This is a genomic window from Tsuneonella troitsensis, assembly GCF_001441535.1.
GTDB lineage: Bacteria > Pseudomonadota > Alphaproteobacteria > Sphingomonadales > Sphingomonadaceae > Tsuneonella > Tsuneonella troitsensis.
Genome location: NZ_LMAU01000001.1, coordinates 493,102 through 508,707, shown reverse-complemented (window position 1 = coordinate 508,707; position 15,606 = coordinate 493,102). Strand labels below are relative to the sequence as shown.

Sequence of the window (15,606 nt, the reverse complement as noted above, 5' to 3'; positions counted from 1 at the left end):
CAAGCACCAGAGTGGCCGATCAGTTGACTTGCCGGTCGCGCCCTTCCCAATAGGGCGCGCGCAAGCTGCGGCGCAGGATCTTGCCCGACGGATTGCGCGGCAGCGCGTCTATGAAATCGACCGTCTTGGGACACTTGAACCCGGCGATCTTCTCGCGCGCCCAGGCGATGACGCTGTCGGCCTCGAGGTCGGCCCCGGGTCGGCGCACGACGACCGCCTTGACCGCCTCGCCCCAGCGATCGTCAGGCACGCCGATCACCGCCACATCGGCAACGTCGGGATGGCCGTAGAGCGCGCTCTCGACTTCAGCCGGGTAGACGTTCTCGCCGCCGGTTATGATCATGTCCTTGATCCGGTCCTGGATGAACAGGTAGCCGTTCTCGTCGAGGATGCCGGCATCGCCGGTGCGCAGCCAGTTGTCAGCGCTCAATACGCGGGCGGTCTCCTCCGGCTTGTTCCAGTAACCGGCCATGTTGGTCGGGCTGTTGATCGCCACCTCGCCGATCTGGCCCGACGGCACGTCGTTACCGTTCTCGTCGAGGATGCGCAGCCCGACGGACGGCAGCGCCTTGCCCGCCGCACGCATGACGTGCTCCTTGCCCGGACCATGATCTTCGGGGCCGAGGCAGACCACGGTGCCATAGGTTTCGGTCATCCCGTACATCTGCGCGAAGTCGCACTGCAGGCGCTCGACCCCCCGCTTGAGCAGGTCGAGCGGGATAGGGCTGGCGCCGTAGCCCATGCCCTGCAGGTTGGAAAAATCGGCATCCTTCGCGTCCGGGTGGTCGAACATCATCGCGAGCGCGGCTGGGACGAGGAACGCCTGCTTGGCGTTATAACGCTGGATGTCGCGGATGATCAGCGCGGGATCGAACTCGGTATGCACGATCAGGTGTTGTCCGGAATTGACCGCGCTCGTCATCGATCCGATCCCGGCGATGTGGCCGAACGGCATTGCGTGGATCAGCGCATCGCCCGGTTCGGAGTTGAACCAGCCGAGCCCGGTTTCCTGCACGATCGGGCGCAGCACCGTCGCGTTGCGATGGGTCAGCATGACGCCCTTCGGCATGCCCGTGGTGCCCGAGGTATAGAGCATCAGGAACACGTCGCCACGGTCGACCGGAGTCGTTACCGCCGCGTCCGGCTGCGCATCGCGCCAGGCGTCGAACCGTTCGTCCATGATCGTGCGCGGACCATCGAAGGGCTGGCCTTCGAACAGCGGTTCCACGAACAGCGCAGAGGCATCGCAGTCCTTGAGGATGTATTCGATCTCCGCCGGAGCGAGGCGCCAGATCACCGGAACGACGATCATTCCCGCACGCGCACAGCCCATCGCCAGTTCGCATGCGCGCGCGCCATTCTTGCCGAGGTAGGCGACCCGGTCGCCCTTCTTGAGGCCCATCGCGGCCAGCCCGTTGGCAATCTGCGTGACGTGCCGGTCGTAGGTCTTCCAGTCGATCGTCAAGTCGCCATGGCGCAGCGCGGTCTCGTCCGGCATCGCCTTCGCCCAATCGGCCAAAGCCTCGCCCAGGGTGCGCGATTTGTCTTCGAATTGCATCGGCCTCTCCCGCGGGTCCGCCGTGCTGGCGAATCTCCGCGGGAACAGGTTGCTGCAGCGAACCGATTACCGCAAGCGGCTTAGTCGAACCCGGACTCCAGGAAGCGCAGCGCGCACCCGGCGAGCAGTGCCGAACCGCGCGGCAGGACGCTTTCGTCGACTACCATGCGGGTCGAATGAATGGAGCAGCACGACCGCCAGTCGTCCCCTTCGTGTGCGACGCCCAGGAAGAACATCGCCCCGGGCACCTTTTCGAGCACGTAGGAGAAATCCTCCGCGCCCATGATCGGCGCGGGCATCGGGGTCCACGCTGCCTCTCCGAACAGTTCGCCCGTCACCGTGCAGCCCAGCGACACCGCACGCTCGTCGCAGATCGTCACCGGGAAACCGTGCGTGATCGTCACGTCGGCGCGAACGCCGTATCCCGCAGCTACGCCGCTGGCGGTCTCCTCCACAAGGCGATGGACCGTATCGCGGTTGCGCGGCGAAAGCGTGCGGATCGTGCCGCGCAGGTTGACCCGGTCGGCGATCACGTTGTGTGCCGTGCCCGCCTCGATCATCGTCACCGTCACCACCACCGCGTCGGCGGCGTTGAACCGGCGCGTCACCATAGCCTGGATCGCGGACACCACCGCGCAGGCGGCAGGCACCGGGTCGAGCGTATCGTGCGGCATCGAGGCGTGGCCCCCGCGGCCCTGGATTACGATATCGAATTGGTCCGCGGCTGCCATCAGCGCGCCCGCCCGCCCGGCTACCGCGCCGTGACGAGCATTGGGCATGATGTGGAGCGCGAATGCCGCATCGGGCAACGGATCGATCAGGCCGTCGTCGAGCATGTGACGCGCGCCATGATAGCCCTCCTCGCCCGGCTGAAACATGAACTGGACCTCGCCCGCGATCTCATCGCGACGCGCGCAAAGCAATTCGGCCGCGCCGGCCAGCATCGCGGTGTGGGTATCATGGCCGCATGCATGCATCCGGCCCGGAATGGTCGAGGCGAAGTCGAGGCCCGTTTCCTCGGGCATCGGCAAGGCATCCATGTCGCCGCGCAGCAGCACGCGGCGGCCCTTACTGGCGCCCTTGAGGGTCGCGACCGCCCCGGTGGTCGCCCCGCCCTCGCGCCATTCCAGCGGCAGGTGCGCCAGCGCGGCGCGAACCTTGGCCAGCGTCAGCGGCGTGTGGAGGCCAAGCTCGGGCTCGGCATGGATGGCACGGCGCAGGGTCACGATCCGATCGGAGATCGCGCGCGCCGAATCGAGCAGGTCGGGGTGCAGCATGGTGGCAGGGTAACCCGGGATCGGCGCAAGTGGCAAAAACTTGTGGCATGGCCCCCGGCTGCCCATCTAAAGGCCGAGCGACGATATGGCCCTTACCCTCGCCTCTTGCGAACCGGCTCCCGCAGCAGGCGTGGGCGTGCTGTTCAACCCGCGCAGCCATCGCAACGCCAAGGTGCGCGATGCGATCGCGGCGCTGCCCGGCGTGCACATCGCCACGCCGTCCAGCAGGGCGGACCTCCGCCCGACGCTGGAGGACTTCCTGGCAAAGGGTGTGGAATGCATCGCGATCAGCGGCGGCGACGGCACCGTGCGCGACGTGCTGACCGCCGGCCTGTCGCTGTTCGGCGACAACTGGCCCGCGCTTGCGGTAATACCCGCGGGTAAGACCAACGCGCTCAACGTCGATCTCGGTGCGCCCAAGGACTGGGACGTCGCCGGGGTCATCGGCGCGCTGCGCCGCGGCAACCGGGTCACGCGCCGGCCCCTGATCGTTCGCGATCTCGAGGGCGGCGGAGAACTGGCCGGGTTCGTATTCGGCGCGGGCGTGTTCACCACCGCGATCGCGGCGGGACAGGACGCGCACCGCCTTGGCGCGTTCGACAGTCTAGCCGTGGGTGCGACCGCCGTCTGGGGTATCGTTCAGGGACTGCTGGGGAGCGATCGCAATCGCTGGCGTCGGGGCGTACCGATGACGATCCGCACCGGTCCGGGACGCGACGAGTTACCGCGCACTCGCTGGGGCGAGCCGGATCGGCGGATGCTGATGCTGGCCGCCACGCTCGAGCGCTTTCCGATGGGCGCAAAGCCGTTCGGCGAGCTCGAGGGGATGAAGATGGCGGTGCTCGACCACCCGCGCCGGCGCGTGATGGCCGCGATCCCGGCGATCGCGGGTGGCTGGGACGGCGATTGGCTGCGCAAGAACGGTGTGCACCGCTGCGCGACCGATCGGATCGAGATCGACCTGGGTGGACGCTTCATCCTCGACGGCGAGGCCTTTCCCGAGGGCCGCTATGCGATCGTCCCCGGGCCCGAGCTGTCGTTCGTCGTCCCGTGACGGGTACGCTCGAGGAGCGCGTCGCGACGGCGCTCGACGCTCCCGTTGCACCCGAGGTAGCAGACATCGCCGCTGAACTGGGGCGCGAGGCCGGCGCGCTCGCAGTGCTGTTCTATGGTTCGAATCTGCGCACCGGATCGCTTGACGGCGTGCTCGATTTCTACGTCCTGCTTCCGGGTCCCCAGCGTGAGAAGATCTGGCCGTTGGTTTCGTATCGCGAATGGCCGCGTGGCAGACTGACCCTGCGCGCCAAGATCGCGACGATGGCGCTGGACACGTTCGAGCGGGCCGCTCGCGGCGAATCGCGCGACACGACGATCTGGGCACGGTTCGTCCAGCCCGCCGGACTGGCCTGGGCGAAGGACGAAGCCGCTCGCAGATCGGTAGCCGGTGCGGTGGCCGCTGCAGCGCAGACAGCCGCGCGGCTCGCCGCGGCGCTTGGGCCTGCGCGGGGGACGGCTTCCACATTCTGGCGCGCGCTGTTCCGGGCCACCTATCGCGCCGAGTTCCGGGTAGAGAAAGCCGGGCGCGAGAACGATATTCTATCGGTCAACGCCGCACACTTCGCCGGCCTCCTGCCGCTTGCGTGGCAGGCTAGCGGCATCTCCTTCGATCGCGAGGGTGAAATCCTCACTCCCCGGCTCAGCGACGCCGAGCGGCGCCGCATCTTTGAATGGTGGCGCATCCGCGAAAGGTTCGGCAAACCGCTCAACCTGCTGCGACTGGCGAAGGCAAGCACGACGTTCGAGGGCGCAGCCACCTATGCCGCGTGGAAGATAGAACGGCACACCGGGGTGGCGATCGTGGTCACGCCGTGGCGTGAAAAACACCCGCTGCTCGCCGCGCCGGGTGTGTTGTGGCGGGTCTGGCGCGCCCGGCACGCCGACCCGCGCTAGATCACATATATCGCATCTGGATGCTGATCGACTTCACGCCGCTGCCGACGGGGAACGCGGTCTTCGTGTAGCTTGGCTTGCCCAGATTGAAGATGTTGATGGACGGATTGTTCGACATTCCGCCGCCGTCGCTCGAAAGATCGGTCTTGCCGTTGCCGTTGAGATCGTGGCGGACCGCGATGCCATAGGAACCGGCCGAAGGTACCGGAACGCAGAATGTCATCGTTCCGGCCCTTGCCCCCGTTTCGATGCGGCTCAGCCAGCGCCCCTTCTGGAGCCAGTCGCCCGAAGTCGCGCGATAGGTCTGCACCCGTACGCGCCCTTGCGCGCTCTTCACGCCATCGACCGTCACGAGAACGGCAGGGCCGGCACCGTTACGGCACTGGCTCATGTCGTTGCCGATCTTCTGGTTGTATTGCGCGCTGGCGGGCGCACCGGCTCCGACGATCAGCGCGCCGGAGGCAAGCAGGACGGCGGAAAAGCGAAATCTGGTGGTCTTCATGGAAGTGTCCATATGGCGGGGAGGGCGCGCTGCTCAAGCCGCGTTCGCCGAGTTGCCCCTCTGTTCGGACGCGTAAATGGCCTTCTCGGGCTGAATTTGTGCTGAATTGGGAATGTGCAAGCATTCCCGTCCCGCGATTCCGTGCATTTCCATCGGGGGCGGTGTGGAAAAGGGGTGTCACTCGCTTGTGCGCTCTCCAACGCGGTGGTTAAGCCGGGGAAAGGCATCAGGAGCCCGCGTCCGCCATGGCCCGCCCGTTGATCAGCCCATCCATCCTGTCAGCCGACTTTTCGCGGCTGGGCGAAGAGGTGCGCGCGATCGACGTCGCCGGCGCCGACTGGATCCACGTCGACGTGATGGACGGCCATTACGTGCCGAACCTCACCATCGGCCCGGGCGTGGTGAAGGCGTTGCGCCCGCATACCGCCAAACCGTTCGACGTCCACCTGATGGTAAGCCCGGTCGACAACTGGCTCGAGGCTTTCGCGGAGGCCGGCGCGGACATCATCACGGTGCATCCCGAAGCCGGGCCGCACGTCCACCGTACGGTGCAGGCGATCAAGGCGCTGGGCAAGAAGGCGGGAATCAGCCTGAATCCGGCAACGCCCGCCAAGATGCTCGATTACCTGATCGACGAGATCGACCTCGTCCTGGTGATGAGCGTAAACCCCGGCTTCGGCGGTCAGAGCTTCATCTCCAGCCAGCTTCGCAAGATCGAAGCGGTGCGCAAGATGATCGACAAGACGGGCCGCGCGATTCACCTCGAGGTAGATGGCGGGGTCGATCCGGTCACCGCTCGCCAGTGCGTTGACGCCGGGGCCGACGTGCTGGTCGCCGGTTCGGCCACTTTCAAGGGCGGTCCGGACCGCTACGCAGCGAACATCGCGGCGTTGAAGGGGCAAGAAGAGGTCCGCGCCTGATGGCCGACGCGGCGCTCGGCACGATCCGCGAGCGCGCCCCGGCCAAGGAGGCACGCGCGATACCGCTCGGCCGCGCGGAAGAGCTGCAGGCCCTGCCATCGACGGAAGATGCGCCCGGCGAAGTCATCGAGCCGGGCCGGGCACTCGCGATCGCCGACTTCGCGCCGCCTTCGCTCGGTGCCGGCGAAGCGCTGATCCGTCTGGCCTATCGGCTCGGCGTGTCCGGCACCACGCTGGTCCGCCCCTTCGGCAAGGCGGCCAAGCCCCGACTGCTCGGCACCGTCGACAGCCCTGTCGTGGGCGAGCGATCGGCAGGCGTGGCGCTGCGTGCAGGGCATTTCTTCGTGCATGGCGTGAAGGCACCCATCGCGCAGATGGATTTCTCGCCCGTCGCCACGCTCACGCCGCCGTTCGCCCGCACGATCCACGGCTTCACCTGGCTGCGCGACCTGGCCGCCTGCGCCCCGCGCGAGCAGTGCACGGGAACCGCGGAACGGGTTCTGTCGGCTTGGCTCGCCGCCAACCGCAAGCCCGGCAAGGGCGCGGCGTGGCAGGTCGAGAATGCGGGCCAGCGACTGCTCGGCTGGCTGGTCCACGCCCCGCTGATCCTGTCGGGCGATGCCAAGCTGCGCAGCCGGACATTGACCGCGATCAACGAGACAGCGCGCTGGCTCGACCGCAACGTGAGCAAAGCCCCCGATCGCTTGGGCGAGGTCGCCGGCTGGACCGCGATCGTCGCGGCCGGTCTGCTTCTGCCGGACGGCAAGCCCCGTCGGCTCTACGGCGAAGCGGGTCTGATCCGCGCACTGGGCGAACTCGTGGCCGACGATGGTGGTGTGCTTTCGCGCAGTCCGCTCGCGCAGATCGACGCCATCGTGCTGCTGGTAGAGCTCAAGGCCTGCTACCGCGCGGTGCGGCGCGATCCGCCAGCGGCGATCGAGGCCATGCTGGCGATGCTCGTCCCTCCGCTCCTCGGCCTCACTCATGGCGACGGTGGGCTGGGATCGTGGCAAGGCGCCGGCGCGGTCACGGCAGAGCGAATCGCCGCGCTCGTTTCGGCGAGCGGCGTGCGGACGCGCCCGCTCAAGGAAGCGCGCCAGTGGGGCTATCAGCGCGCCAGTGGAGGCAAGGCGGTGCTGCAGTTCGATGCAGCCCCGCCTCCCCTGGCTCGGCACGCGCGGTCGGGCTGCGCGTCGACCCTGGCCTTCGAATTCAGCCACGGACCGCAGCGATTGATCGTAAACTGCGGCGGCGCGGCGTTTGCAGGTGGGCAGGTTCCGGTACGGATCGAGCAGGGTCTGCGGGGAACCGCGGCGCATTCCACGCTGTCGCTCGCCGACGCCAATTCCACGGCGGTACTGCTCCATGGGAAGCTCGGCGCGGGGGTAGGCGAGGTCGAGATCGACCGCCGGGTCATGCGCCTAGATACCGGCGGCGCAACGCGGCTCGAAGCGAGCCACGACGGATACGCAAGCCGCCACGGCCTGGTCCATCGCCGTATCCTGATCCTGCGCGACGACGGCAGCGAACTGCGCGGCGAAGACCTGCTCGTTCCGGCGGGCAAGACCGCCAAACGCGGCAAGATCGGCTTCGCGCTACGCTTTCATATCGGCCCGGGAATCGATCTGGGGCTTTCCGAAGACAGGCTGGGAGCCGGCTTGGCCCTGCCCGACGGCAGTTACTGGCAGTTCCGCCTGGGTCAGGCCGGCGAGGGCGTGGAACTGTCCGTCGAAGAAAGCCTGTGGGTCGATGGCCAGGGCCGCCCGCATCCGATAGAGCAGATCGTGATTCAGGGGATGACCCCGAGGAGCGGCGGTAGCTTCGCCTGGCTCCTCAAGAAAATGGGATAGACCAACCGTGACTGACGTGACGATCAGGCGGGCGCTGCTTTCGGTGTCCGACAAGGAAGGACTTGTTTCGCTCGGCTCTACCCTTGCCGATGCGGGCGTCGAACTCGTGTCGACCGGGGGCACGGCCAAGGCTCTGCGCGACGCCGGGCTGACGGTGCGCGACGTGTCGGAACTCACAGGTTTCCCCGAAATGATGGACGGCCGGGTGAAGACCTTGCACCCGATGGTCCACGGTGGGCTGCTGGCGGTGCGCGACAATCCCGATCACGCCGCCGCGATGGAAGCGCACGAGATCGGTGCGATCGACCTGGTCGTGGTCAACCTCTACCCGTTCGAGGAAACCGTCGCGCGGGGCGCGACACGCGACGAGATCATCGAGAACATCGATATAGGCGGCCCGAGCATGGTCCGCTCGGCCGCGAAGAACCACGCCTACGTGACCATCGTGACCGATCCGGCCGATTACGGCGACCTGCTGGCCGAACTGGGCGCGCACGACGGTGCGACGACCCTCGCCTTCCGCAAGCGCATGGCCGCCAAGGCGTTCAGCGCGACCGCAGCCTACGACAGCATGATCAGCCAGTGGTTCGCCTTCGCCGACCAGCAGCAACTGTTCCCCGACCTGCTCTGCGTCAACGGTCGCCGTGTGAGCGAGCTGCGCTATGGCGAGAACCCGAATCAGAAGGCCGCGCTCTACACGCCGGTCGGCCCGCACGGCAAAGGCATCGCGCAGGCAGAGCAGCTGCAGGGCAAGGAGCTGTCCTACAACAACTACGCCGATGCCGACGCGGCGCTCGAACTCGTCGCCGAGTTTGCGGGACAGGAGCCCGCGGTGGTGATCGTCAAGCACGCCAACCCCTGCGGCGTCGCCCAGCGGCCGACCCTGCTCGAGGCCTGGCGCGAGGCACTTGCCTGCGACGACGTTTCGGCCTTTGGCGGGATCGTGGCGGTGAACGTGCCGCTCGACAGACCGACCGCCGAGGCAATCTGCGAGATCTTCACCGAGGTCGTCGTTGCCCCCGATGCCGACGCGGCGGCGCGCGAAGCTTTTGCCCGAAAAAAGAACCTGCGCCTGCTGTTGACCGGCGACCTGCCCGATCCGCGTCGCGGCGGGCTGGCGATCAAGCCGATTACCGGCGGACTGCTTGTGCAGACCCGCGACAACGGCGCCATTTTGGAAGCCGAATTGAAGGTTGTTACGCAGCGCACGCCGACCGAACAGGAACTCAAGGACTGCCTGTTCGCCTGGACCGTGGCGCGCCACGTGAAATCCAATGCGATCGTCTATGCCCGGGACGGGGTGACCGCCGGGATCGGCGCGGGACAGATGAATCGACGAGATTCGTCGCGCATCGCAGCGATGAAATCAGCGGAAGCGGCGACGAAATTCGGCTGGGACACGCCCCGGACGGTGGGGAGTGCCGTCGCATCGGATGCGTTCTTCCCTTTCGCCGACGGTTTGCTGGCAGCAGCCGAAGCGGGCGCGACCGCGGTGATCCAGCCGGGCGGGTCGATCCGCGACGACGAAGTCATCAAGGCCGCCGACGAAGCCGGGCTCGCGATGGTATTCACCGGGATGCGCCACTTCCGCCACTAGAGCGGTTTCCATCCATTCCGGTTCGCCCTGAGGGGGACTTTCGTTTTCCTACACGGCCGCGCCCTGCGATGTGTCTCGCCGTTCTTTGACACGTGCGGACAGCAGACGGGACGCGGCCGGGCCGGCCGCCATGGCCACTGCGACCTTTGGGACATTTCGCCGAATCGTGCAGGCGTGTCGGCTCAGCCCCGACGCAGCCATTTCCCTTCTCGCAGAATGGCGTGGGCGCAATTGTGGCCGGGTGCGCCGGTGACCCCGCCGCCGGGGTGTGCGCCCGATCCGCACAGCCACAGTCCCGGCACCGGCATCCGGTAGCTGCCCGCGCCCAGCGCCGGGCGTGCGGCCCAGAGCTGGTCGAGGCTCATCCGGCCATGGAAGATGTCGCCGCGCCACAGGCCGAACTTCGCCTCCAGCGCGCGGGGCGTGTGGACCTGCCGGTGCAGGATCAGGTCGCGGAAGCCCGGCGCGTGGCGTTCGACCGTGTCGAGCACCGCGTCGACCGCCGCGTCTTCGCGCCCTTCGGGCAGGTCGGGATCGACGTGCTGGCAGAACAGGCTGGCCACATGGCTGCCCGGAGGGGCGAGGTTCCGATCGACCAGGCTGTCATCGACGAGGCTGGGGATCAGCATCTCGACGATCGGCGCCTTGCTGAAGCCCTGCTCGCGCGCGTCGTGCCAGGCGCGGTCCATGTAATCGAGGCTGGGCGCGATCACGATTCCGGCCTTGAGGTAATCGTCGCCCGCCGGAGCATGACGGAACCGCGGCAATCCCGACAGCGCAAGGTTCATCCGCAGCGACCCCGATCCGCCGGCATACATCTGCATCGCCCGCGCGAAATCGTCCGGCAGCGCGGCGCGCGGCACGAGCCGATCGAACAGCGGCTTGGGCCCGAGGTTGGCGATCACCCGCCTGGCCCGCACCTCCTCGCCGCTCGCCAGCCGCAGACCGACCGCTTTCCCGCCATCGATCAGGACCCGGTCGACCGGCGCGCCCGTCACGATCTCGCCGCCCGCCTCGCGCACGGCCTCGGCCATCAGGCGGGTGATCGTCCCCATCCCGCCGGGCACGTGTCCCCACCCCCCTTTCTTGCCGTTCACCTCGCCGAACACGTGGTGCAGCAGCACGTATGCGCTACCCGCGGCGTCCGGCGAGGCATAGTTGCCGACGCACGCGTCGAAGCCGAACGCGGCCTTGACCGGTTCGCTCTCGAACCACGTATCGAGGACCTCGCGCGCGGACCGCGTGAACAGGGCGAGCACGTCGCCCTTGGCCGCCAGAGGCAGTCGCGCGACCTTGCGCGACTGCATGACCGCATCGAGCAGGGCCCGCGGGCCGCCGGCGGCATCGGGCGGTATCCGCAAGGCGAGATCGCGCAGGACCTCGGCCACCCCTTCCAGCATGGCGTAGTAACCGGGCAGCGCGTCGGCGTCCTTGCGCGAGAAGCGGGCGAACTCGGCCTGCGTCGCTTCGAGGCCGCCGCCCAGCACGAGGTGGCCGTCATCCAGCGGCAGGAAGTTCGACACCGGGCGCTCGATCACGCGGTAGCCGCGCCGCTCCAACTCCATGTCGGCGATGACCTTGGGCTGGAGCAGGCTGACGGTGTAGCTGGCGGTCGAATTGCGAAAGCCCGGCGCGAATTCCTCGGTCACCGCCGCCCCGCCGACCACGTCGCGTGCCTCGTACAACCGGACCTTCAGCCCGGCGCGGGCGAGGTAGTACGCACACACGAGCCCGTTGTGACCCGCACCGATAACCACCGCGTCGAGCATCCCGCCCCTTCCTGAACAGTGCGCAACCCGCGCATTAAGGCGGTTGCAATAGCGGCCCGTCTAACCATGTCCGGCAATCAGACGAAAGAAGACCACGCCATGGGCCTGTTCAAACCCGATCTCTATCGCAATTTCGCCATCGGTTTCGCGCTGGGCGCGGGCCTCGTCGTGTGGCAGATTGCCCCGAGCATGAATGCGGAACTCATCCCCCAGGCGCAGGCCGCACCGGTTTCGGCACCCGCAGACGCGCGGGCAAAGTGAACCGCGCTGCGCTGATCCTCGCCGTAGCAGGGTTCGCGCTTACCGCTTGCCAGCAGCCCGCCGTGGCCGGAGAGGCGGTCGTCGCCGCCCCCGCGCCGAAGCGCATCGCCGCCGAGAAGCCCGGACTCCGGACCGCTGTATTCGCGGGCGGATGCTTCTGGGGCGTGGAAGCGGTGTTCAGTCACATGAAGGGCGTCACGAGCGCCGTCAGCGGCTACCACGGCGGCACGGCCCGTTCGGCGACCTACGATCTCGTTTCGTCCGGCGTCACGGACCATGCGGAGGCGGTTCGGGTTACCTACGATCCCCGCGTCGTCCGCTACGACCAGTTGTTGCAGGTGTTCTTTTCGGTCGTCGCCGATCCCACGCTCAAGAACCGGCAGGGGCCCGACGTGGGCGCGCATTACCGCGCCGCGCTGGTCCCGCTGAACGATGAACAGCGCACCGTTGCCAGTGCGTACCTCAAGCAAATGGCCGCGTCGGGCAAATGGAAGCGACCCATCGTGACCGGGATCGAACGTGCACAGGCGTTCTACCCCGCCGAGACGTACCATCAGGATTTCGCGCAGAAGAATCCCCGCCATTCGTACATCGTGCGTTGGGACGCGCCCAAGGTCCGCGCGCTCAAGTCCATGTACCCGTCGCTATACAAGGCCAGCTTCACGCCGAACTGAGGGGCGAAGTCCCCCGGCGTCTGGCGCTGGCGCGCGGCAGGCATTACATACCTGCCATGGCCACCCAGCATCATCATCACGAACATTCGGGGCACGACCTTGCCCGCGCCGCGGAAACCGCGTTGATCGAGGCCGGCGAGCAGTGGACCGACTTGCGCGCCGACGTTTTCGACGCCCTGTCGACCCATGCCACGCCCGCCAGCGCTTACGACATCGCGGACGAGGTGTCGGCCAAGCGCGGCAAGCGCATCGCGCCCAACTCGATCTACCGCATCCTCGACCTGTTCGTGACCAACAACCTCGCCATGCGGGTCGAATCGTCCAACGCCTACCTCGCGAACAGCCACCCGGGTTGCCTTCACGACTGCATCTTCCTGGTCTGCGACGAATGCGGCGAGGCGACGCATATCGACAACGACGCCGTATCGAAGACCGTGCGCGCGCTTGCCGAGGCGGCCGATTTCAAGACCGAGCGCCCGGTGATCGAGATCCGCGGCCTCTGCGCCGAGTGCCGCTAGGTCGCGATTTCATCGATTGCTCATGGTTTCAATGGTGACCATTCATCGACAGCCCCGTCGGGCGTGTGTAGAGCGAACGTCATGAATTCGCATCCCGAGACGCCGCTGCTCGACACCGTCGACATACCCGCAGACCTCCGCAAGCTCGAACCGGGCCAGCTCCGCCAGCTGGCCGACGAGCTGCGGACCGAAATGATCAGTGCCGTGGGCACCACCGGCGGTCACCTCGGATCGGGGTTGGGCGTGGTCGAACTGACCGTCGCGATCCACTATGTGTTCGACACGCCGACCGACAAGCTGGTGTGGGACGTGGGCCACCAGGCCTATCCGCACAAGATCATCACCGGTCGCCGCGACCGCATCCGCACCCTGCGCCAGGGCGGCGGCCTGTCCGGCTTCACCAAGCGTTCGGAAAGCGAATACGACCCGTTCGGTGCGGCGCACTCCAGCACTTCGATCTCCGCCGCGCTCGGCTTTGCGATGGCCAACAAGCTGCAGGACCGTCCCGCCCGGGGCATCGCGGTGATCGGCGACGGCGCGATGAGCGCCGGCATGGCCTACGAGGCGATGAACAACGCCGAACAGGCCGGCAACCGCCTGGTCGTGATCCTCAACGACAACGACATGTCGATCGCGCCGCCGGTCGGCGGCCTCAGCGCCTACCTCGCGCGGATGGTCTCCTCGAGCGAGTACCTCGGTCTGCGCAGCCTGGCCTCCAAGCTTGCCAAGAAACTCAGCCGCCGGGTCCACCACGGCCTCGAAAAGGCCGAGGAATACACCCGCGGCATGGTGACCGGCGGCACGCTGTTCGAGGAGCTGGGCTTCTACTACGTCGGCCCGATCGACGGGCACAACCTGGACCACCTGGTCCCCGTGCTGGAGAACGTGCGCGACAGCGAACAGGGCCCGATCCTGGTCCATGTCGTTACCAAGAAGGGCAAAGGATACGCGCCCGCCGAAAACTCCGCCGACAAATACCACGGCGTACAGAAGTTCGACGTCATCACCGGCGAACAGAAGAAGAGCGCCGGGGGCCCGCCCGCCTATCAGAACGTATTCGGCGACACGCTCACCAAGCTGGCCGACACCGACCCGCGGATCTGCGCGATAACCGCCGCGATGCCCAGCGGCACAGGGGTCGACCGCTTCGCCAAGGCGCACCCCGCAAAAGCCTTCGACGTGGGCATCGCGGAACAGCACGCGGTGACCTTTGCCGCCGGTCTCGCCGCCGAGGGTATGCGCCCGTTCTGCGCGATCTATTCCACGTTCCTGCAGCGCGCGTTCGACCAAGTCGTGCACGACGTCGCGATCCAGAACCTGCCGGTGCGCTTCGCGATCGACCGTGCCGGGCTCGTCGGCGCGGACGGCTGCACGCACGCAGGGTCGTTCGACGTCACCTATCTTGCCACGCTGCCGAACATGGTGGTGATGGCCGCCGCAGACGAGGCCGAACTCGTCCACATGACCTACACCGCCGCGCAGTACGACGCGGGTCCGATCGCGTTCCGCTATCCGCGCGGCAACGGCACCGGGGTCGACCTGCCCGAAACGCCGCAGCTGCTTGAAATCGGCAAGGGCCGCGTGGTGCGTGAAGGCAGCAAGGTGGCGATCCTGTCGCTCGGCACCCGCCTCGCCGAAGCGATGAAGGCGGCCGACGCGCTCGAGGCCAAGGGGCTTTCGACGACGGTGGCCGACCTGCGCTTTGCCAAGCCGCTCGATACCGACCTCATCGACCGGCTGATGCGCACCCACGAAGTGGTCGTGACGGTGGAGGAAGCCGCGATTGGCGGCCTCGGCGCGCACGTGCTGACCCATGCCAGCGATGCGGGCCTGCTTGATGCAGGCCTCAAGATCCGCACCATGCGCCTGCCCGACCTGTTCCAGGACCACGACGATCCGGCGAAACAATACGACGAGGCCGGCCTTAACGCCCCGCAGATCGTCGATTGCGTGCTGAAGGCGCTGCGCCACAACAGCGCGGGTACCGACCAGCGGGTGGAAGAGGCGCGGGCCTGACCTAGCCTACCCAGCGCCACACGCCCGCCGGAACTCCGGCGGCGTGGATGTGGGACCAGGTGACGACGAACCATAGCGCGAGCGTGATCGCCCAAAGGACGAGTCCCGCGCCGGGGAGCTTGCCCCAGCGCGGCCAGTAGCTCGTCCTGGCTTCCCATGCCGTCCAGCCGGCACCCAGCAGCGCTTCCTTCTTGCGATCCTGCATGTGGGCGCCGACGAGGGCGAGGAACAGCACCGTGCCGGCCACGATCAGCGTCCGCACGCTCCACCACAGCACGATGTGCGACAGCGCCCACAGCGCGAAGCCCCACATCATCGGGTGGCGGGTGACCGCGAAGACGCCCGTCGGCTCTCGGGCGGCGGCGGCCATCGCGCCGGGGGCGGGAAGCGCCGGGTTGTTCCGCAGGGAGCCGAGGAACAGCAGCAGCGCGGGGACCGTAAGCAGGGTCGAGGCTATCCAGCCGATCTCGCCCGAACCCGGCAGGTCCGCCGTCGGGGCGCCTCGGAAAGCCAGGATCATCCACCCCAGTGTGGCGAAGGCGACCAGCGAATAGACCGGCAGGAAGCCCTTCTCGCCCAAACGCGCCACCAGCGGCGCACGCAGCGGGTGCGACAGGGCGAAGTGCGTGCCGACGAAGGCGAGCGAAGCGGCGGCGAGTTCGGCGATCGGGTCCACGGCAGGCCTCCTATGTGAACAGCGTCAACATAGGTATC

At 67.5% G+C, this 15,606-nt stretch carries 14 protein-coding genes; 9 read left to right on the top strand and 5 right to left on the bottom strand.

Annotation, left to right across the window (positions count from 1 at the left end; genetic code table 11):
• Nucleotides 1-19: 19 nt before the first annotated feature.
• Nucleotides 20-1,558 (bottom strand): long-chain-fatty-acid--CoA ligase, encoded by a 1,539-nt coding sequence (locus AR323_RS02550; RefSeq protein ID WP_057882357.1) that lies wholly within the window; start codon nt 1,556-1,558, stop codon nt 20-22.
• Nucleotides 1,559-1,638: 80 nt separating this feature from the next.
• A complete protein-coding gene (locus tag AR323_RS02545) occupies nt 1,639-2,835 on the bottom strand; it encodes a M20 metallopeptidase family protein (protein WP_057882356.1) in 1,197 nt (398 codons plus the stop codon).
• Nucleotides 2,836-2,920: 85 nt separating this feature from the next.
• On the opposite strand from AR323_RS02545, the gene AR323_RS02540 reads away from it, so the two are divergent.
• Both AR323_RS02540 and AR323_RS02535 read left to right on the top strand, forming a co-directional pair.
• Nucleotides 2,921-3,889, top strand: a complete 969-nt coding sequence (locus AR323_RS02540; RefSeq protein WP_083495194.1) for a diacylglycerol/lipid kinase family protein — start codon at nt 2,921-2,923, stop codon at nt 3,887-3,889.
• Entirely contained in the window at nt 3,886-4,785 is a 900-nt protein-coding gene (locus AR323_RS02535) for a hypothetical protein (protein WP_057882354.1), read from the top strand. The genes AR323_RS02540 and AR323_RS02535 overlap by 4 nt, the downstream gene beginning before the upstream one ends.
• A gap of 1 nt (nt 4,786) precedes the next feature.
• Here AR323_RS02535 and AR323_RS02530 read toward each other — a convergent pair whose 3' ends face one another.
• Complete coding sequence (locus AR323_RS02530) at nt 4,787-5,287, bottom strand: DUF2141 domain-containing protein (RefSeq protein WP_057882353.1); 501 nt, start codon at nt 5,285-5,287, stop codon at nt 4,787-4,789.
• A 245-nt stretch (nt 5,288-5,532) separates the two neighbouring features.
• On the opposite strand from AR323_RS02530, the gene rpe reads away from it, so the two are divergent.
• Genes rpe through purH form a run of 3 tightly spaced genes read left to right on the top strand, consistent with a single transcriptional unit; the run spans nt 5,533 to nt 9,654 of the window.
• On the top strand, nt 5,533-6,207 hold the full coding sequence (gene rpe / locus AR323_RS02525; protein ID WP_057882352.1) for a ribulose-phosphate 3-epimerase: 675 nt from the start codon (nt 5,533-5,535) through the stop codon (nt 6,205-6,207).
• Nucleotides 6,207-8,057 carry a heparinase II/III family protein gene (locus AR323_RS02520; protein ID WP_057882351.1) on the top strand — a complete coding sequence of 617 codons (1,851 nt, stop codon included), beginning with the start codon at nt 6,207-6,209 and terminating at the stop codon, nt 8,055-8,057. The genes rpe and AR323_RS02520 overlap by 1 nt, the downstream gene beginning before the upstream one ends.
• A 7-nt stretch (nt 8,058-8,064) precedes the next feature.
• On the top strand, nt 8,065-9,654 hold the full coding sequence (gene purH, locus AR323_RS02515) for a bifunctional phosphoribosylaminoimidazolecarboxamide formyltransferase/IMP cyclohydrolase (protein ID WP_057882350.1): 1,590 nt from the start codon (nt 8,065-8,067) through the stop codon (nt 9,652-9,654).
• A 182-nt stretch (nt 9,655-9,836) separates the two neighbouring features.
• On the opposite strand, the gene AR323_RS02510 is transcribed toward purH, so the two are convergent.
• A complete protein-coding gene (locus AR323_RS02510) occupies nt 9,837-11,423 on the bottom strand; it encodes a phytoene desaturase family protein (protein ID WP_057882349.1) in 1,587 nt (528 codons plus the stop codon).
• 66 nt (nt 11,424-11,489) lie between these two features.
• On the opposite strand from AR323_RS02510, the gene AR323_RS14900 reads away from it, so the two are divergent.
• The 4 genes from AR323_RS14900 (at nt 11,490) to dxs (ending at nt 14,892) form a co-directional block, all read left to right on the top strand.
• A complete protein-coding gene (locus tag AR323_RS14900) occupies nt 11,490-11,684 on the top strand; it encodes a hypothetical protein (RefSeq protein WP_057882348.1) in 195 nt (64 codons plus the stop codon).
• Nucleotides 11,681-12,358, top strand: coding sequence for a peptide-methionine (S)-S-oxide reductase MsrA (gene msrA / locus AR323_RS02500; RefSeq protein WP_057882347.1), 678 nt, complete (start codon nt 11,681-11,683; stop codon nt 12,356-12,358). The genes AR323_RS14900 and msrA overlap by 4 nt, the downstream gene beginning before the upstream one ends.
• A gap of 56 nt (nt 12,359-12,414) precedes the next feature.
• Nucleotides 12,415-12,876, top strand: coding sequence for a Fur family transcriptional regulator (locus AR323_RS02495; protein ID WP_057882346.1), 462 nt, complete (start codon nt 12,415-12,417; stop codon nt 12,874-12,876).
• Nucleotides 12,877-12,957: 81 nt separating this feature from the next.
• Nucleotides 12,958-14,892 carry a 1-deoxy-D-xylulose-5-phosphate synthase gene (dxs, locus tag AR323_RS02490; protein ID WP_057882345.1) on the top strand — a complete coding sequence of 645 codons (1,935 nt, stop codon included), beginning with the start codon at nt 12,958-12,960 and terminating at the stop codon, nt 14,890-14,892.
• 1 nt (nt 14,893) lies between these two features.
• On the opposite strand, the gene AR323_RS02485 is transcribed toward dxs, so the two are convergent.
• Complete coding sequence (locus AR323_RS02485; RefSeq protein ID WP_057882344.1) at nt 14,894-15,568, bottom strand: NnrU family protein; 675 nt, start codon at nt 15,566-15,568, stop codon at nt 14,894-14,896.
• Nucleotides 15,569-15,606 lie beyond the last annotated feature (38 nt).